Origin of the sequence: Nioella nitratireducens, from assembly GCF_001879715.1 — a bacterium.
Classification (GTDB): Bacteria; Pseudomonadota; Alphaproteobacteria; order Rhodobacterales; family Rhodobacteraceae; genus Nioella; species Nioella nitratireducens.
Map to the genome: position 1 here is coordinate 64927 of NZ_MNBW01000002.1, position 18425 is coordinate 83351.

The 18425-nt window shown below is 64.8% G+C and carries 17 protein-coding genes; 10 read left to right on the plus strand and 7 right to left on the minus strand.

Annotated features, from left to right (window positions below):
• Nucleotides 1-82 precede the first annotated feature (82 nt).
• From argE to BKY27_RS01825, 6 genes are all read left to right on the plus strand, one after another.
• The gene (gene argE, locus BKY27_RS01800) at nucleotides 83-1246 is read left to right on the plus strand and encodes an acetylornithine deacetylase (RefSeq protein WP_071672723.1); all 1164 of its coding nucleotides are present in this window, start codon (nucleotides 83-85) and stop codon (nucleotides 1244-1246) included.
• Nucleotides 1243-2589, plus strand: coding sequence for an NAD(P)/FAD-dependent oxidoreductase (locus BKY27_RS01805; protein ID WP_071672724.1), 1347 nt, complete (start codon nucleotides 1243-1245; stop codon nucleotides 2587-2589). Before argE ends, BKY27_RS01805 begins: the two co-directional genes overlap by 4 nt.
• A gap of 121 nt (nucleotides 2590-2710) precedes the next feature.
• The gene (locus tag BKY27_RS01810; protein ID WP_071672725.1) at nucleotides 2711-3883 is read left to right on the plus strand and encodes a M20 aminoacylase family protein; all 1173 of its coding nucleotides are present in this window, start codon (nucleotides 2711-2713) and stop codon (nucleotides 3881-3883) included.
• A gap of 19 nt (nucleotides 3884-3902) precedes the next feature.
• Nucleotides 3903-5069 (plus strand): M20 aminoacylase family protein, encoded by a 1167-nt coding sequence (locus BKY27_RS01815; protein WP_071672726.1) that lies wholly within the window; start codon nucleotides 3903-3905, stop codon nucleotides 5067-5069.
• A 30-nt stretch (nucleotides 5070-5099) separates the two neighbouring features.
• The gene (locus tag BKY27_RS01820) at nucleotides 5100-6263 is read left to right on the plus strand and encodes a M20 aminoacylase family protein (RefSeq protein WP_071672727.1); all 1164 of its coding nucleotides are present in this window, start codon (nucleotides 5100-5102) and stop codon (nucleotides 6261-6263) included.
• Nucleotides 6264-6267: 4 nt separating this feature from the next.
• The gene (locus BKY27_RS01825) at nucleotides 6268-6897 is read left to right on the plus strand and encodes an SAM-dependent methyltransferase (RefSeq protein WP_071672728.1); all 630 of its coding nucleotides are present in this window, start codon (nucleotides 6268-6270) and stop codon (nucleotides 6895-6897) included.
• Here BKY27_RS01825 and BKY27_RS01830 read toward each other — a convergent pair.
• The gene (locus tag BKY27_RS01830; protein ID WP_071672934.1) at nucleotides 6876-7562 is read right to left on the minus strand and encodes a D-lyxose/D-mannose family sugar isomerase; all 687 of its coding nucleotides are present in this window, start codon (nucleotides 7560-7562) and stop codon (nucleotides 6876-6878) included. The two genes, BKY27_RS01825 and BKY27_RS01830, sit on opposite strands and share 22 nt — an antisense overlap.
• Nucleotides 7563-7709: 147 nt before the next feature.
• Here BKY27_RS01830 and BKY27_RS01835 point away from each other — a divergent pair, with 147 nt between their 5' ends.
• Complete coding sequence (locus BKY27_RS01835; protein WP_071672729.1) at nucleotides 7710-8129, plus strand: hypothetical protein; 420 nt, start codon at nucleotides 7710-7712, stop codon at nucleotides 8127-8129.
• 74 nt (nucleotides 8130-8203) lie between these two features.
• On the opposite strand, the gene hppD is transcribed toward BKY27_RS01835, so the two are convergent.
• Nucleotides 8204-9316 carry a 4-hydroxyphenylpyruvate dioxygenase gene (gene hppD / locus BKY27_RS01840; RefSeq protein ID WP_071672730.1) on the minus strand — a complete coding sequence of 371 codons (1113 nt, stop codon included), beginning with the start codon at nucleotides 9314-9316 and terminating at the stop codon, nucleotides 8204-8206.
• A 140-nt stretch (nucleotides 9317-9456) separates the two neighbouring features.
• On the opposite strand from hppD, the gene BKY27_RS01845 reads away from it, so the two are divergent.
• Both BKY27_RS01845 and BKY27_RS01850 read left to right on the plus strand, forming a co-directional pair.
• Nucleotides 9457-9912, plus strand: a complete 456-nt coding sequence (locus BKY27_RS01845; RefSeq protein WP_071672731.1) for an Lrp/AsnC family transcriptional regulator — start codon at nucleotides 9457-9459, stop codon at nucleotides 9910-9912.
• 89 nt (nucleotides 9913-10001) lie between these two features.
• Nucleotides 10002-11927, plus strand: coding sequence for a monovalent cation:proton antiporter-2 (CPA2) family protein (locus tag BKY27_RS01850; protein WP_071672732.1), 1926 nt, complete (start codon nucleotides 10002-10004; stop codon nucleotides 11925-11927).
• Nucleotides 11928-11944: 17 nt separating this feature from the next.
• Here BKY27_RS01850 and cobT read toward each other — a convergent pair whose 3' ends face one another.
• Complete coding sequence (gene cobT / locus BKY27_RS01855) at nucleotides 11945-12961, minus strand: nicotinate-nucleotide--dimethylbenzimidazole phosphoribosyltransferase (RefSeq protein WP_071672733.1); 1017 nt, start codon at nucleotides 12959-12961, stop codon at nucleotides 11945-11947.
• 92 nt (nucleotides 12962-13053) lie between these two features.
• Here cobT and cobS point away from each other — a divergent pair, with 92 nt between their 5' ends.
• The gene (gene cobS, locus BKY27_RS01860) at nucleotides 13054-13812 is read left to right on the plus strand and encodes an adenosylcobinamide-GDP ribazoletransferase (RefSeq protein ID WP_084667814.1); all 759 of its coding nucleotides are present in this window, start codon (nucleotides 13054-13056) and stop codon (nucleotides 13810-13812) included.
• A 201-nt stretch (nucleotides 13813-14013) separates the two neighbouring features.
• Here the strand turns inward: cobS and BKY27_RS01865 are convergent, their stop codons facing one another.
• The 4 genes from BKY27_RS01865 to BKY27_RS01880 form a co-directional block, all read right to left on the minus strand.
• Nucleotides 14014-14526, minus strand: a complete 513-nt coding sequence (locus tag BKY27_RS01865; RefSeq protein ID WP_071672735.1) for a CarD family transcriptional regulator — start codon at nucleotides 14524-14526, stop codon at nucleotides 14014-14016.
• Nucleotides 14527-14808: 282 nt separating this feature from the next.
• On the minus strand, nucleotides 14809-15144 hold the full coding sequence (gene fdxA, locus BKY27_RS01870; protein WP_071672736.1) for a ferredoxin FdxA: 336 nt from the start codon (nucleotides 15142-15144) through the stop codon (nucleotides 14809-14811).
• A 49-nt stretch (nucleotides 15145-15193) separates the two neighbouring features.
• Nucleotides 15194-15559 carry an RNA-binding S4 domain-containing protein gene (locus BKY27_RS01875; RefSeq protein ID WP_071672737.1) on the minus strand — a complete coding sequence of 122 codons (366 nt, stop codon included), beginning with the start codon at nucleotides 15557-15559 and terminating at the stop codon, nucleotides 15194-15196.
• An 8-nt stretch (nucleotides 15560-15567) separates the two neighbouring features.
• The gene (locus BKY27_RS01880) at nucleotides 15568-18408 is read right to left on the minus strand and encodes a helicase-related protein (RefSeq protein ID WP_071672738.1); all 2841 of its coding nucleotides are present in this window, start codon (nucleotides 18406-18408) and stop codon (nucleotides 15568-15570) included.
• Between the last annotated feature and the right edge of the window lie 17 nt (nucleotides 18409-18425).

Sequence of the window (18425 nt, forward strand, 5' to 3'; positions counted from 1 at the left end):
ATCTGTGCAAATGTCGCCCTCAGGCTTGACGATGCGGCACGGGCTGCACAGGCTCGCCCTCGAACAGCGAAGGACCCCCCGGATGACCACCCCGATGACAGCGCGCGAGTTGCTGGAAAAACTCGTTTCCTATCCGACCGTTAGCCGTGACAGCAACCTTGATCTGGTGGATTGGGCAGAGGCCTATCTGACCGATCTCGGCGCCCGCTGTTTCCGCGATTACAATGAGGACGGAACCAAGGCGAGCCTCTATGCGCATATCGGCCCGGACATCGACGGAGGCGTCATTCTGTCGGGACACACCGACGTTGTGCCGGTCGATGGGCAGGACTGGAGCACCGACCCGTTCACCGTGGTGGAAAAGGACGGCAAGCTCTTTGGCCGTGGCTGCTGTGACATGAAGGGCTTTGACGCGCTGGCGCTGTGGATTGCCGCCAAGGCCGCGAAAGCCCCTTTGAAAAGACCTCTTCAGATCTGCCTGAGCCGCGACGAGGAAATCGGCTGCACCGGCGCGCCACCGATGATCGAGGCGATGCAGGGCAAGCTGCCCAAGGCCGAACTGGCCATCATCGGAGAGCCCACCACCATGCAGGCGGTGACCGGCCACAAGGGCGGGCTTGGCTATGACACCCACATCAGGGGATTCGAAATCCATAGCTCGCTGATGGATCGCGGCGTGTCTGCCATCATGGAAGGCGCAAAGCTTATTGATTGGGCAAACAGGATGAACGCCGAGAACAAGGCGCGCGCCGCGACCGGCACCGACGCGCTGTTCGATCCGCCCTACACCACGCTGCATGTCGGCGTGATCGAGGGCGGCACCGCCCACAACATCACCGCCAAGGACTGCAAGTTCCTGCTGTCCTTCCGCTGCGTGCCGGGCGACGACCCCGAAGAGTGGGGACACCGATATGAAGAAGAGGTGCGCCGACTGGAAACCGAAATGCAGAAGATCCAGCCTTCGTGCTACATCGCGCTGGACAAGCGGTTCAACGTGCCGGGGCTGAAGCCCGAAGACGACGGCGCCGCCGAATCGCTGGTCCGCGGCCTGACCGGCGACAACGCCACCCATGTGGTCAGCTACGGCACCGAGGCAGGGCAGTTCCAGACCGGGGGATATTCCGCGGTCGTCTGTGGACCGGGCGACATCGCGCAGGCGCACCAGCCCGATGAGTTCATGACCGTGGCGCAATTCGAAGCCGGTCAACGCTTCATGGACCGATTGCTGGAGACCCTCTGCGAATGACTGCCTTTCCCTTGGGCCTGCACCGGCCCGTGGAACATGCCGCCCCCCTGCCCGCCCACGCGGATGTGGTGGTGATCGGGGGCGGTGTCATCGGGGTGATGACGGCCTATTATATGGCCGTGGCCGGGCTGCGACCCGTCTTGCTGGAAAAGGGGCGCGTTGCTGCAGAACAAAGCAGCCGCAACTGGGGCTGGGTGCGTCAGCAAGGGCGCGACCCCGGCGAATTGCCGATCATGATGGAGGCCAACCGGCTGTGGGCACGGTTGGCGGCGGAGGTCGGCGAAGACCTTGGGCTGGTGCAATGCGGGCTGACCTACCTTGCCAAGACCGAGGCCGAGATGACCGGGTTTCAGGGCTGGCTGGACGAGGTCGCGGGATCGGGCGTGGACAGCCGGTTGATGAGCGCGGGCGAGGTCAAGGCGATGCTGCCCGACGGTCAGACAGCGTGGGCCGGGGCGTTACACACGGCCAGCGACATGCGGGCCGAACCGTGGATCGCGGTGCCAGCGCTGGCGCGCGCCGCCGTGCGCAAGGGGGCGGTGATCGTCGAAAACTGTGCCGCCCGGACGCTGGATCTGCAAGGCGGCGCGGTCGCGGGCGTGATGACCGAACAAGGCCACATCAGCGCGTCACGGGTGGTGGTCGCGGGCGGGGCTTGGTCGTCCCTGTTCCTGCGGCGTCATGGGGTTTCGATTCCGCAACTCTCCGTCAAGGCCACGGTGGTTGCCACCAAGGCGTTGCCCGAGATTCACGCCGGTGGCGCGGATGGCGACGGGTTGGCCTTTCGACGGCGCAAGGACGGGGGCTATTCGCTGGCCGCAGGCGGGTTTCACGAGTTTTATATCGGTCCCGACGCCTTTCGCGCCTTTGCCAGGTTCCTGCCACAGCTATGGCGTGACCCGTGGGGGCGGCGCTATTCCCCGCTTTCGCCCAAGCACTACCCCGACGCGTGGGGCACCGCGCGGCGCTGGTCGGAAACCGACGAGTCGCCCTTTGAGAAGATGCGCGTTCTGAACCCGGCCCCGAACCGCCCGAAGGTGGCGGAGCTTCTGGCCCGGTTCGCACGGGAATACCCCGTTCTGGGCGCGGTGGAGGAAGGGCAAAGCTGGGCCGGAATGATCGACACCATGCCCGACGATGTGCCCGTGGTGGACGAGATCGCGGCGATCCCCGGCCTTGCCGTCTGCACCGGCATGTGCGGCCACGGGTTCGGAATCGGGCCGGGCTTTGGCCGGGTGATGGCATCGCTGGTGGCGGGCGACGATCCGGGCCACGACCTGACCCGCTTTCGGCTGGGTCGCTTCACCGATGGCTCAAAACTTGTGCTCGGGCCGGAGATCTGACGCCCAGGCCCGGCGCTTTGGCGGTCCGCCGTCGCGTCGGGCTTGCCGGAATTTGAACAATCGGTCAGGTTTTGAGCATTCCCACCCGCGAACAGGCCCGAATTCAGGAAGGACGACCCCAATGCCCGTGAAGAATCGCTTTGCCGAGCTTCTGCCCGAAATCACCGAATGGCGCCGTGACATCCACGAGAATCCAGAGCTTCTGTACGATCTGCCGCGCACTTCGGCGATGGTCGAGGAAAAGCTGAGGGCCTTTGGCTGTGACGAGGTGGTGACCGGCATCGGACGCTCGGGCGTGGTCGGCGTGATTCGCGGCAAGTCCTCTGCCTCTGGCCGCTGCGTGGGGCTGCGCGCCGATATGGACGCGCTGCCGATGGATGAAAAGACGGGGCTGCCCTATGCCTCGAAAACCAATGGGAAAATGCACGCCTGCGGCCATGACGGCCATACCGCGATGCTGCTCGGCGCGGCGAAATACCTGGCCGAGACGCGCAATTTCGACGGCACCGTGGTGCTGATCTTCCAGCCCGCCGAAGAGGGCGGCGCGGGCGGCAAGGCCATGGTGGAAGACGGCATGATGGAACGCTTCGGCATTCAGGAGGTTTACGGCATGCACAACGAGCCGGGCCTGCCTTTGGGCGAGTTCGGCGTGGCCCCCGGCCCGATCATGGCCGCCGCCGATGAAATCAAGGTCACCATTCGCGGCAAGGGCGGCCACGCGGCGCAGCCCCACAACGTGATCGACCCGGTTCCCGCCGCCTGCGCGACGGTTATGGCGCTGCAAACCGTGGCCAGCCGCAACGTGGACCCGATCAAATCGGTGGTGGTCTCGATCTGCGTGATGCAGACGGAAAGCGCCGCGACCAACGTGATCGACGATTGCGTGCGGCTGGCCGGGACCATCCGCACACTGGACGAGGATGTGCGCGACATGGCCGAAGTGCGGATCATCGAGATCATCCAGTCGACCGCCGCCGCCTATGGCTGTACCGCCGAGATCGACTATGAGCGCGGCTATCCGGTGACGGTGAACCACGAGGCAAACGCCGAACTGGCGGCAGAGGTCGCCCGTGCGGTGGCCGGTGAGGGCCATGTGCATTACGGACGCCCGCCGCGCATGGGGGCCGAGGATTTCAGCTACATGCTGCGCGCCCGCCCCGGGGCCTTCATCAACGTGGGAAATGGCGACAGCCAGAAGGTCCACCACCCCGAATACAACTTCAACGACGAGGCGATTCCCTACGGGTGCAGCTTCTTCGCGGAACTTGTCGAACGTCGTATGCCCGCCGCCTGAGCACCGAAAGGAAACCGTCATGCCCGTGCGCAACCGCATTGCCGAACTGCATCCCGACCTGACCGAATGGCGGCACCACCTGCATGCCCATCCAGAACTGTTGTATAATGTGGAGGAAACCGCCGGGTTCGTGGTGGATCGGCTGAAGGAATTCGGAATTGCCGACATCACCACCGGCATCGGCAAGACCGGCGTGGTGGCGACCATCAAGGGCAGGTCCAGCGGCTCGGGCAAGGTGATCGGGCTGCGCGCCGACATGGATGCGCTGCCGATCACCGAGGCGACAGGGCTGCCCTATGCCTCGACCGTGCCGGGCAAGATGCACGCCTGCGGCCATGACGGGCACACCACGATGCTGCTTGGCGCGGCGAAATACCTGTCCGAGACGCGCAATTTCGACGGCACCGTGGTGCTGATCTTCCAACCCGCCGAAGAGGGCGGCGCGGGCGGCAAGGCGATGTGCGATGACGGGCTGATGGAGCGTTGGGGCATTCAGGAGGTCTATGGCATGCACAACATGCCCGGCCTCGCCACGGGCCAGTTCGCCACCCGGCCCGGCCCGCTTCTGGCTTCGTCCGACGAGTTTGAAATTCGCGTGACCGGCAAGGGCGGCCATGCCGCCGCGCCGCATGAAACGGTGGATACGACGCTGGTCGCCTCGCAAATGGTGGTCAGCCTGCATTCGATCGTGTCGCGCAACGTGGACCCGATCAAGCGGGTGGTGCTGACAGTGGGCACGTTCGAGACCGACAGTTCGCAAAGCAACATCATCGCACACACCGCGACGCTGACCGGGACGGTGCGCACGCTCGACCCGGAGTATCGCCTGCGCGCGGAAGAGGCGGTGCGCCGCGTGGTCGAGGGCACGGCCGCCAGTTTCGGCGCCACGGCAGAGGTGATCTGGACACCCGGCTACCCAGTAACCATCAACACCCCCGACGAAACCGCCCACGCGCTGGACGCCGCCAAGGCCGTTTCCGCCCATGTGATCGAGAATGTCGATCCCATCATGCCGTCAGAAGATTTCGCCTACATGTTGGAACAGCGCCCCGGCGCCTATATGTTTGTAGGCAATGGCGACACGGCCATGTGCCACCATCCGTCCTATGAGTTTGACGACGACCTGATGCCCGCCGGCGTAAGCTGGTTTGCCGAGATCGTCGAACGCCGCATGCCTGCGGCCTGACCCCTATTTGCGCGAACAGGAGAGACCCGAATGCCCGTCAAGAACCGCTTTGCCGAACTGCTGCCCGAAATCACCGAATGGCGACGGGATCTGCACGAAAACCCCGAAATCCTGTTCGACACACACCGCACCTCGGCGCTGGTCGAGGAAAAGCTCAAGGCCTTTGGCTGCGACGAGGTGGTCACCGGTATCGGACGCACCGGTGTGGTCGGCGTCATCAAGGGCAAGAGCAACGGGTCGGGCAAGGTTCTGGGTCTGCGCGCCGATATGGACGCGCTGCCGATGAACGAGGAAACCGGGCTGGACTATGCCTCGAAAACGCCGAACGCGATGCATGCCTGCGGCCATGACGGCCACACCGCGATGCTGCTTGGCGCCGCGAAATACCTGTCGGAAACGCGCAATTTCGACGGCACCGTCGTGGTGATCTTCCAGCCCGCCGAAGAGGGCGGCGGCGGTGGCCGGGAGATGTGCGAAGACGGCATGATGGAGCGGTTCGGTATCCAGGAAGTCTACGGGATGCACAATTGGCCGGGCCTGCCGACGGGGCAGTTCGCGATCCGTCCGGGCGCGTTCTTTGCGGCAACGGACCAGTTCGAGATCTTCGTAAAGGGCCGGGGCGGCCACGCGGCGAAACCGCATGACACCATCGACCCGACCGTGACGGCAGCGCATCTGGTAACAATGTTGCAGACCATCGCCAGCCGCAACGCCGACCCCATCGACCAAGTGGTGGTCTCGGTCACGTCGATCGAAAGCAGTTCCAAGGCGTTCAACGTGATCCCGATGCAGGTGCATCTGAAGGGCACCGTGCGCACGATGTCACCCGAAATGCGCAACCTTGCCGAAACGCGGCTCAAGGCCGTGGCCGATCAGGTCTGCGCAGCCATGGGCGGCGAGGCCGAGGTGACGTATTATCGCGGCTATCCCTGCATGGTGAACAGCGACGCCCAGACCGAGTTCGCCGCCGATGTCGCCAAGGGCATTTCCGGCCAGTGCGAGGATGCGCCGCTGGTCATGGGGGGCGAGGATTTCGCCTTCATGCTGGAGGAACGCCCCGGCGCCTATATTCTAGTCGGCAACGGCGACAGCGCCAATGTCCACAACCCCGCCTATAACTTCAACGACGAGGCGATCCCTGCGGGGTGCAGTTGGTGGGCCGAAATCGTGGAACGGCGGATGCCGGCGGCCTGAGCCGATGTGGGACGACAGATACAAAGCGTCTGAGGACTACCTGTTCGGCACCGTCCCGGCGGGCGTTCTTCTGGAAAACCCCGGCTGGTTCAAGCCGGGGGAACGGGCGCTGTGCGTGTCGGATGGCGAGGGGCGCAATTCGGTGCATCTGGCCGAACTGGGCCTGAACGTCACCGCCTTCGACATGGCCCCCACGGCGGTGGACCGGGCGCGTGCGCTGGCCGCCGACAAGGGGGTGTCGGTCGATTTTCATGTCTCCGAATGGCAAAGCTGGGATTGGGCGGCGGCGGGCTATGACCTTGCCGTTGCGATCTTCATCCAATACGCCGACCCGTCTGCCCGCGCCCGCCAATTCGCCGACCTGCGCAGCGCGGTGCGCCCCGGTGGCGTGCTGCTGTTGCATGGCTACACGCCCGAGCAGGTCGATTACGGCACCGGCGGCCCGGGAAACCCGGCGCATATGTATACCGAGGGTTTGCTGCGCGACGCCTTTGGCGGTTGGCACATCCAGCGTCTCGCCGCCTATGAGCGGGACGTGAACGAAGGCGAGGGGCATAGCGGACGCTCGGCCTTGATCGACCTGATTGCCCGCAAGCCCGCCCCCAAGCCGCGTCAGCCCAACCAGCGGGCGTAGTCGGAGACCAGCAGGTGGGTGGGGGCTGCGTCCTCGTCCACCTCGGCAAAGCGGCCAATGGGATCGCGGAACCAATTGTCGGTTTCGTCGTCATTGACGGTCGAGACCTCGCCGATCAGCACATCGCCGCCCTCGCCCCAGAAAGCGTGCCAGTCGCCGGGGCGCAGGGTGATGCTTTCGCCGGGCTGAAACAGGAGAACTTCGCCGGGCGAATACCGATGTTCGACCCCGTCGCAAATGACCGTTCCGCCCGCCGTTTCATCGAAGCCGCCATCGGGGGCCGATCCATAAAGCTCGATCGCCATGGTCGCGCCGCCGCGATTGATGATGTCCTCGGCCTTCAGGTAGTGGCGATGCATCGGGCTGAGCTGGTCCTTGCGGGAAATCAGCAGCTTTTCCGCGTAGCACATGCCGCCGCCACGCCGCAGATCCTCTTGCCGACCGTTACGCAATGTAAACAGGAACAGGCCCAAATCATCAAAACGCCCCTGCCCGTAATCGGTGATGTCCCAGCCCATGCGGCCATGGACAATGCCGTCGATCTGGGCCCGGCGCGCCTGCATGTCATCGGGTGTCCAATAGGCGAAAGGCGGCAGGGCAAAGCCAAAGGACCGGATGAAGGCGTCGGCCTCGGCCATGATGTCGTTGATTTGCGAGCGTTTCACATGCGTCTCCTGTTGGCCCTGATCAGGCAGGAATGCCCGGAGCATCCTGCACCTGCAATGCGGAATATCGGTTGGCACCCCTTACAATTTGACCCAAAGGGCCGCTTGGCCCTAGGGTTTTCCCTTTTGGGGGCAAGGATGTCGGCCATGTTTATCTTTCTTAAGGTCATCCACATGTTCAGCCTGTTTGCCGGGGGCGCCTCGGGGATCGGGAACGGGGTGCTGCTGAAAAAGGTTATCGCCTCCAAGGCCCCGCCGCCGCCAATCGTGGTGCAAGCGATGCGGCTGATCGGGCGGATCGGTTTCGCCGCCGTGGTCTTGTTGTGGATCAGCGGGATCGGGATGATCGCCACCTCTTACCACCTGTCGCTGCTGGACTGGACCTTTTGGGTCAAGATGGTCGGGGCCACGATGGTGCTGGTGCCGGTCAGCATGATGACGGCCCATGCGATCGGGTCCGAAAAGGCCGAGACGCCGCCAAATCTCGGCTATCTCAAGCAGATGTCCAGTGTCGCGCGGATCGGGGTCGGGATTGCCATCATCTTCGGTGTCGTCGCCTTCAATTGACACGAAACCCTCCGCCCGGACGGACCGGACGGAGGGATGCGAACGCGTGTCGCGCTATGCCCGTGCGTGGAAAATCAGGCGGCGTCGGTGCTCTTGTCGTCCTTGAACACGCCGCGCTCGATCTGCTCGGCCTCGATCGATTCGAACAGCGCCTTGAAATTGCCCTCGCCGAAGCCATCGTCGCCCTTGCGCTGGATGAACTCGAAGAAGATCGGGCCGATCACGGTTTTCGAGAAGATCTGCAACAGGATCTTGGTCTCGCCCCCGTCAACAACGCCTTCGCCGTCGATCAGGATGCCGTGTTTCATCATCTTCTCTTTCGGCTCGTCATGGCCAGTGACCCGGTCATAGGACAGGTCGTAGTAGGTTTCCGGCGGGCCGGGCATGAACCTGATGCCGTTCTCGGCGATCTGGTCGGTCGAGGCGTAGATGTCTTCCGATCCGACGGCGATGTGCTGGATGCCTTCGCCGTTGTAGCGGCGCAGGTATTCGACGATCTGGCCCTTTTCGCCCCGGTCCTCGTTGATCGGGATGCGGATGCGGCCGCAGGGCGAGGTCAGGGCGCGGCTGAAGAGGCCGGTGAACTTGCCCTCGATGTCGAAGAAGCGGATTTCGCGGAAGTTGAACAGGTCGCCGTAGAACCGGAACCAGGTGTCCATGTTGCCCTTGTGGACGTTGTGGGTCAGGTGGTCGAGATAGTAGAAGCCCGCGCCGATCGGGTGGGCGTCGTGGACCCAGTCGAAATTCTCGTTGTAGGGCGAGGCGTCCCAATACTGGTCGGTAAAGTAGATCAGGCTGCCGCCGATGCCTTTGATCGCGGGCCAGTCGAGCGTCTTGTCCTCGCCTTCGTAGGGTTCCGCGCCTTTCGACACTGCATGGTCAAAGGCGTGCTGCGCGTCGACCACGCGCCACGCCATGGCGGGGGCGCAGGGACCGTGTTCCTCGACGAACCTGGCGGCAAAGCTGCCCGGCTCGGCGTTCAGGAGATAGGAGATGTCGCCCTGCTGCCACAGCTCGACCGCCTTGGTTTTGTGAGTGGCGGTGTGAACGAAGCCCATCTTGGTAAAGAGGTCCCGCAATTGCTGCGGCTCGGGATGGGCAAATTCGACGAATTCGAAGCCGTCGGTTCCGGCGGGGTTTTCTGCGGAAATCGTGGCGCGCGGCGCGTCGTGCGGGAACGGTCCCATGGCGTTTCCTCCTGTATTGATGTTCGCTGAGATGAATTTACCGCGTGAATGGTGCGCTGTTTGCGCGAATGTTTTGCCTAAACAGGTGATTTGTGCGATAAACCCGCAGATTATGTCATTTTGATGCGAGGTATCCGCATATGATCGACGACACCGACCGGCGCTTGCTGAGTGCGATTCAGACCGACGCCCAACTGACCGCACAGGAATTGGGCGAGCGGCTGAACCTGTCGGCCAGTCAGGCCGGGCGGCGGCGGCAACGGCTCGAACAATCAGGGATCGTGACCGGCGCGCGCGCCGTGGTTTCGCCCGAGGGAACAGGGCTGCAGGTGCAGGCCTTCGTGCAGGTGCAGATGGCCACGCACGAACCTGAAAAAGTGCGCGCCTTTACCCGTATCGTAAAGACCCGGCCCCAGATTGTTTCGGCCTGGACCCTGACGGGCGAGGCGGATTACCTGCTGCGGGTCTATTGCACCGACCTGGCGGCGCTGCACCAATTGATTCACGAGGTCATCTTGCCCATTCCCGCCGTGGCTCGGGTGCAAAGCCAAATCGTGATGGACCAGTTGAAACAGGACGCGCCGCTGCCGATCTGAGGTGCGGCGGCGCTGACAGGCGCGGTTGCCAAAGGGCCCGGCCCAAGCGATGCTGCAATTGCGAACAGTTTTTTTGACCGGACATCTTTATGGACAGTATTCTCTTTGAAGCCACGCTTTACCTCGTCGCAATGGTGGTGGCGGTGCCGTTATCGGTGCGCTTGGGGCTCGGCTCGGTGCTGGGATACCTGGTGGCGGGGATCGCGCTGGCGCCGATCCTGAGGCAGACCGGTGCAGACCCCCATGACCTGCAACATGTCGCCGAGTTCGGAGTCGTGATGATGCTGTTCCTGATCGGGTTGGAACTGAACCCAAAGGGCCTTTGGGAAATGCGTCACAAGCTGATCGGTCAGGGCGGCGCGCAAATCGTGCTGTCGACGGTGGTCATTGGCGGCGGGGCCCTTGCGCTTGGGCTGACGTGGCAGCAATCGCTGGCGGTGGGGCTGATCTTCGCGCTGTCCTCGACCGCGATCGTGCTGCAAACGTTGACCGAAAAGAACCTGCTACGCACCACTGGCGGGCGGTCGGCCTTTTCGGTGCTGCTGACACAGGATATCGCGGTGATCCCGATGCTGGCGTTGATGCCGCTGCTGGCAACGGTGCCGACGGCGTCCTTCACCGAAGACGGGTCGATCCTGCGGACCTCGGCTGAGCAGGCCGACACCGGGTTGTCGCTGGTGGCGGGGCTGCCAGCATGGGCGGTGACGCTGATCACCCTTGCCGCCGTGGGCGCGGTGATTGCGGGCGGGCGCTACCTGACGCGGCCGCTGTTCCAGTTCATCCACATGGCTCGACTGCGCGAAATGTATACGGCGGTGGCGCTGGTCATCGTGGTGGGCATTGCCTTTCTGATGGTGCTGGTCGGCCTGTCGCCCGCGCTTGGCGCCTTCGTGGCGGGTGTTGTGCTGGCCAATTCCGAGTTCAAGCACGAGCTGGAAGCCAATATCGAGCCCTTCAAGGGACTGCTGCTTGGCCTGTTCTTCATCTCGGTGGGCGCGAGCATCCATTTCGCCGTGCTGTGGTCAAACCTGCTGCCGATCCTTGGGATCACGCTGGCGGTGATGGTATCCAAGGGCCTGATCCTCTACGCCATCGGGCGCGGCTTTGGCCTGCGCGGGCGCGACGAATGGCTGTTCACCCTCAGCCTTGCGCAGGCGGGGGAGTTCGGCTTCGTGCTGATTTCCTTTGCCATGGCGCAGGCCGTCTTGCCGCAGCGCATCGCGGACATCCTGCTGTTGGTCGTGGCGCTGTCGATGCTGCTGACACCGCTCTTTTTCATTCTCTACGAATTTCTGTCGTCGCGCACCAAGGACGCCGACGAAGGCGACCGGCCCGAAGAAGACGAGATCGACGCGCCCGAAGAGATCATTATCGCGGGCACCGGGCGGTTCGGGCAGGTGGTCAACCGGATGCTGCAACTGGCCGGGTTCAAGACCGTGGTGCTGGACGCGGACCTGTCGACGATCCAGTTGTTGCGGCGCTTTGGCATCCACGGCTATTTCGGCGACCCGACGCGGCCCGAACTGCTGCACGCTGCCGGGATCGACCACGCCAAGGTGCTGGTGGTGGCCATGGACGGCAAGGAAGACGTGGTGAAACTGGTCCGCTACGCCCGCAACCGCCGACCCGACCTGCATATCGTCGCCCGCGCCTATGACCGGGTGCATACCTACGAACTGTATCAGGCGGGGGCGAATGACATCGTGCGCGAGATGTTCGACAGCTCGCTGCGGGCCGGGCGCTACGTGCTGGAAAACATGGGGCTCACGCAATACGAAGCGCACGAGATGGAGACGGCGTTTTACCACCATGACCGCCAAACCCTGCGCGAACTGGCCGAGCTTTGGCAGCCGGGGACGCCGCTGTCCGAAAACGAGGACTACGTGGCGCGCGCACGCGAGTTGAACAACACGCTGGAAACGGCGCTGGCCACCAAGGTGAACGAAGCCGAGCTGCCCGTTCCGGTCGAGGAGGACGACACCGACACCGGGGGGCCAGCGCCCGGCGTCGCCTGACGCCGGCGCCGTTGCGGTCAGCCGTCGGACACGCCCGCCTCGGCAAAGGACGCCATGCCGGAATGGCAGGCCATCGCGCCCTTGAGCAGGGTAATCGCCAGCGCCGCGCCAGAGCCTTCGCCAAGCCGCATCCCGAGCGACAGGAGCGGCTCTTTCCCGAGATGCTTCAGAATCGCGCCGTGGGCCGCCTCGGCCGAGACATGGCCCGCGACAGCATGATCCAGCGCCCCTGGAACGGAGCGGTCGAGCGTGGCCGCCGCGGCGGTGCAGATGTAGCCATCGAGGATCACCGGGATGCCCGCGACCCGCGCCCGTGCAATCGCGCCCGCCATCGCCGCGACCTCGCGCCCACCGAGGCAACGCAGCGCCTCCAGCGGGTCTTGGGCCGCGCTTGGGTTGGCGATCAGTCCTTGGGACACCACCTGCGCCTTGAGCGTCAGGCCCGCGTCATCGACGCCGGTCCCCCGGCCCGTCCAGTCCGCCGCGTCGCCCCCGAAGAGCGCGTGCGCAATTGCCGCCGCCGACGTGGTGTTGCCGATCCCCATCTCGCCGGTGACCAGCAAATCGGCGTTTGCATCGACCGCGTCCCAGCCGGTGGCAAGCGCCGCCACGACCTCGGCCTCGGACATCGCGGGGCCTTGGGTAAAGTCGGCGGTCGGGCGGTCCAGGTCCAGCGCGTGGACCGACATCTGCGCGCCTGCTGCCTTTGAAAGCTGGTTGATCGCAGCGCCGCCCGCCTCGAAATTGGCCACCATCTGCATGGTGACTTCTGCCGGAAACGCCGAGACGCCGCGCGCGGTGACGCCGTGATTGCCAGCAAAGACGATGACCTGCGGGGCGGTTATGGTGGGCCGCGCATCGCCGCGCCAACCCGCGTACCAGATCGCCAGATCCTCCAACCGGCCAAGCGCGCCCGGCGGTTTGGTCAACTGACCGTTGCGCGCCTCGGCCCCTGCGCGGGCGGCGGTGTCGGGGCCCGCGGCCCCCGCCAGTTGGGCGCGGAACTCTGCAAGGGTCTGGAACGGGGCTGTCATGGTGGACGGTCTCTCTTGTATCATTGCCTCGGGGGCGTGCGGCGGATATGCCGGATCGTCAGAGAGAATGCGACCGAAAAGGACCGCGATACATGGCCCCACGCGACATCCTGCATCGGATTTCCGGCGACTTGCGGCTGGCGCTCGGGCTGCTGACGCGGCTGCCCCTGCCCGGCGCCCCGGACATGGGCCGCGGCGCGGCGGCGGCCTGGGCCTGGCCATTGGCGGGGCTGGCGCCGGGGGGATTGATGGTGCTTGCGGTCTGGGCGGCCAGCGGGTTGGGCGAGGGCCTTGCGGCGGCGCTTGGTCTGGCCGTGGCCGCGATGGCCACCGGCGCGATGCACGAAGACGGGCTGGCCGATACCGCCGACGGGTTCTGGGGCGGCTGGACGGTGGAGCGTCGGCTGGAGATCATGAAGGACAGCCGGATCGGCACCTATGGCGTGTTGGCGCTGATCCTGTCGCTGCTGGCGCGCTGGTCGCTGGTGGCCGGGCTGGTGGGCAGCGACGCGTTTGCGCCGGTGGTTCTGTCGGCGGCCATGCTGTCGCGGGGACCGATGGTCGGGCTGATGGCATGGATGGAGCCCGCCCGGCCCGGCGGCCTGTCGCGCGCCGTGGGGCGGCCGCCCTTGTCGGCGGCATGGCTCGGCGGCGGCGTGGCGTTGCTGTTGGCGCTGCTGCTCTGTGGCGGGGCGGCGATCTGGGCGGCGCTGGCGGCTGTCGTGGTGGCCGTCGCGCTTGGCCGGGTGGCGCAAGCCAAGGTCGGCGGGCAGACGGGCGACGTGCTTGGGGCGAGCCAGCAATTGTCCGAGATCGCGGTGCTGGCCGTGCTGAGCAGCGCATTGCCCTGAACCGCGCGGCCTTCCCCTTCTTCTTGGTGCAAATACTCCCCGGGTTTGGGGCAGCGCCCCAAGCGGTCCGGCGAGCCCTCCCTTGGGGAGGGTGAGGCGGACCGCCGCCGGATCGGCGCCAGGGGCGGCGAAACCACAGGCACGAAAAAGCCCCCGCCGCGTCGCCGCGACAGGGGCTTCGTCTGTCGAATGCGCGCGGGCTCAGGCCGCGCGGGCGGTCAGAACCTCGTCCACGCGCTTCTGGGCACCGACCTCGTCCATGCCGTTCACGGCGGCGAGTTCGCGGGTCAGGCGTTCCAGTGCAGCCTCGTAAAGCTGACGCTCGGAATAGGATTGTTCGCGCTGATCGTCGGCGCGGTGCAGGTCGCGGACCACCTCGGCGATGGAAATCAGATCGCCCGAGTTGATCTTCTGTTCATATTCCTGCGCCCGGCGCGACCACATGGCGCGCTTGACCCGGGCCTTGCCCTTGAGCGTTTCCAGCGCTTTCTTGACCACATCGGGGCTGGAAAGCGAGCGCATCCCAACCTCGGTGGCCTTGGCCGTGGGCACGCGCAGGGTCATCTTGTCCTTCTCGAAGGAAATCACGAACAACTCCAGCGAGAGCCCGGCGATTTCCTGTTCTTCGATCGAGACGATCTGCCCGACGCCATGTGCGGGATACACGACGTAATCGTTCGGGCGGAACTCCTGCGATTTGCGCGACTTGCTCATACGGTATTCCTCTTGAACCCCATGTTTAGGCGTCAAAAACACTGCGTGGAAAGCAGGGCTTTCCGCGACAGTGTGCTATGGCGCTGAAATCATGCGCGACGACGAAGCGTCGCGTCGGAGGGTGTTACAGACATCATTTGTAACGGAAATGTAGCACAAAAATTGACGTTTTAAAAGATTCGCAGAACAACAATCGCAAAAAGCCCTGTTTTCACAGGGTTTTGCCGCGCTGCAACATGTCTTCGCGGCCCGGTGCAGCGCCCGAACCGCCTGCGAATCGGCTCAGCCGCCCTCGCCGGGCGTCTCGGACAGCAATGGTAGCTTGCCATCCTTGCCGTCAAATTCCTCTGCCGTGGGCAGCGGGTCTTTTTTCGAGACGATGACCGGCCACATCTCGGAGTATTTCCGATTCAGTTCGACCCACTTTTCCATGTCCGGCTCGGTGTCGGGGCGGATCGCGTCGGCGGGGCATTCCGGCTCGCAGACGCCGCAGTCGATGCACTCATCCGGATGAATCACGAGGAAGTTTTCCCCCTCGTAAAAGCAATCCACCGGGCACACTTCAACACAGTCGGTGTACTTGCAGTTGATGCAGTTCTCGATCACAGCGTAGGTCATGGCACGTCCGTCAATACAAGTCCCCGGTGGTTTAGTCTCCCGCCGCGGATCATTCAAGCGGGCTGCGGCGTAAAGAACCAAGCGCCCGGCGATCCTTGCCCGAGGGCCGCCCCTTTCCCTCGTATGACGGGTTTTGCGGAACGGTTTCCTTGACCGGTGTCAAATCCTCGTAGAGCGCCTGCGCCTCCGGTGCGGGGCCGCGCCGCGCGCCGATGGCAACCACGCGGATCACGCGCACGTCCCGCCCCTGCGCAAAGGTCAGCACGTCGCCCGGCCCGACCGTGGACGCGGGTTTGTGAACCTTCTGGCTGTTCACCCGCACATGGCCGCCCGCAACAAGGCGCGCGGCCAGGGTGCGGGTCTTGAAGAACCGCGCATGCCACAGCCACTTGTCGAGGCGCAGCCGGGGTTGCACGTCGGCCGTCAGGAGTTGCCCTTGAGCCCCGCCAGCGCCTGCGCGAACGGGTTGTCAGGGTCGATCTTCTTTTCCTTGCGCTCGGGCTTGGCCGAGTAGGTCTTTGGCTTGTCGTTGCGCGGACCTTTCGGACCGCCCTTGCCCTGCGGCTTGCCCTTGCCACGCGGTTTGCCCGCAGGCTTGGCGCCGTCGCGGCGCGGGGCGTTGCCGCCGGTCCGGCGGCGCGGGGCCCAGGTAAAGGTGTAGAAGGTTTCGATCTCGGGGTCCGCCGCTTCGGCCGGTGCGGCGCCGGCGTCGTCCGCGGGCAGTTCCGACGGCGGCACATCGGGTGTTTCGACAGGCTGTTCGACCGGGGTCTCGGTGGGCGTTTCCACCGGGGCCTCTGACGGGATCTCGGGTGCCTCGGCGGGCGCATCGCCGGGCACTTCGCTTGGCGTTTGCGGATCGGGGGTGTCGCTGGCCTCGGCGGCCTTGACCTTGGGTCGCGCGCCCTGCTCGGCCTTGTAGCCAAGCCCCTGCATCAGGTCGGCGAACTGGTCCAGCGTCATGCCGGTGATCGAGAGCATATCGGCGGTCGCCTCGAACCCGCCCCGGCTGTCCTGCCCGCGCAGCATGTCGGCGAGACGTTCCAGCATGTCGATGCGGATCGCGCGGCCACCGGCCAGGCGGTAGCCCGAATTGGTGTAATACTCGCGCGGCGCGCCTTCGACGGCGGGAATGGTCACGAGGCCCGGAGGCGGGCTTTCGTGGAACTCGGCGTGATCGCTTGCCAGACCCCAAAGCACCAGCCGCAGCCGGGTCGGCGCGGGCTTGAGCAGGAGTTGCTGGAAGATCGTGAACTGACCGAAGCGGACGCCATGCTTGCGCAACAGGCCGCGCGCCTCTTGGTCCAGCGCCTTCACATCGTCGGCCACTTCGGCGCGGGGCAGGATGCCGAGCGCTTCGACCAGTTGGAAGGCAAAGCCGCGGGCGAGGCCGGTGATGGTCTCGTCCCGGCTCATGGCCAGCAGCGGTTCGAACAGGGTGGCGATCTTGCGGTCGATGAAATGTTGCAGACGGCGCTGCACCTTTTGCATCACCTCGGGGCCTGCCTCGTCATCGACGAAAGCTTCGGCCACGGGTTTCAGCGGCTCGGCGCCCTTGACCAGTTTGCCAATCGCCTGATCGCCCCACATGAGGCCACCCTGTTCGGTAAAATCGAACTCTGTATCGGGGGCGTTGTAAAACCGGTCGGCGCGCAGATGAAACTCCGGGCGGAGTGCCGCGACAGCCGCTTGGCGCAGCGTCTTTGCCTCATCGGGGGTCGCGCTGGCATCCTGCCGAAAGCGGAACCCTTCCAGACGGCCGACGAATTCGCCCTCAACCGTCACTTCACCCTTTTCATTCACGTCGGCCACAAGGCCCTCCTTCTGCTTCAACCGGCGCAAAAGCACAGAGGTGCGCCGATCTACAAATCTTTGGGTCAAACGCTCATGCAAGGCGTCTGACAGTCGGTCTTCTACGGCACGAGTCGCCCCGCGCCAATGGCTTTCGTCATCGACCCAGCCCGACCGTTGCGCGACATAGGTCCATGTGCGGATATACGCCAAGCGTTTCGACAATGTGTCAATGTCGCCCTCGGCACGGTCGAGCCGTTTGACCTGTCGCGCCATCCAGTCATCCGGCACACGGCCCACATCATGCAGAAACTCGAAGATTCGCGCCAGCAGCGTCGCATGTTCGGCGTGGCTGATGCCGCGAAAGTCGGGAATGCAGCACACATCCCACAGCAAGTGCACATCGCGTGCGGTGCGCACCCGGTCGGCCACATCGGGCGTTTCGGCGAGGGTCTTGAGCACCACAAGATCGTCGGCGGCGCGCGCGCGGGTCAGCCATTCGTCGTTGGTCGGCGCCTCAAGCGAAGCGATAAGCCGCCCCACCGTGCCGAATTCCAGCCGGGAATTTCGCCAGTGCAGCTTGCGGATCGGGGTAAAGCTGTGGCTGGTGATCGCCTCGACCACGCCCTCGTCCAGCGCGTGGGCCTCGCCGGTCACGCCGAACGTGCCCGCCTGCGTGTGCCGCCCGGCACGGCCCGCGATCTGTGCCAGTTCGTTCGGGGCCAGCTCGCGCATCCGGCGACCGTCGAATTTGCGCAGGCCGGAAAAGGCGACATGGCGAATGTCGAGGTTCAACCCCATGCCGATGGCGTCGGTGGCCACAAGGAAATCGACATCGCCGTTCTGGTAAAGCTCGACCTGCGCGTTCCGCGTGCGGGGGGACAGCGCGCCCATCACCACCGCAGCGCCACCGCGCTGGCGGCGTAGCAGTTCGGCAATGGCATAGACGTTTTCCACCGAAAAGCCGACGATGGCCGCGCGCGGCACCATGCGGCTGATCTTCTTGGAGCCGGTATAGGTCAGCTCGGAAAACCGCTCGCGCCGCATGAACTGAACCCCCGGCACCAGCGCCGCGATCGCACCGCGCATGGTGTCAGAGCCCAGAAACAGCGTCTCGTGCATCCCGCGCGCATTCAGCAACCTGTCGGTAAACACATGGCCGCGTTCCGGGTCGGCGCAAAGCTGGATTTCGTCCACGGCGAGGAAATCGCAGCCCATGCCCGGCGGCATCGCTTCGACCGTGCAGACCCAGTATTGGGCGCTGTCGGGCACGATGCGTTCCTCGCCGGTGATCAGCGCCACGACGCGCGGGCCGCGCAGGGCGACGATGCGGTCATAGACCTCGCGCGCCAACAGCCGCAGCGGCAGGCCGATCACCCCGGTGCGGTAAGCGAGCATCCGCTCGATGGCATAGTGAGTCTTGCCGGTATTGGTCGGCCCGAGAACGGCCGTGATACGCCCTTGGCGTTGCATGGTCTTGCTCTTGGCCT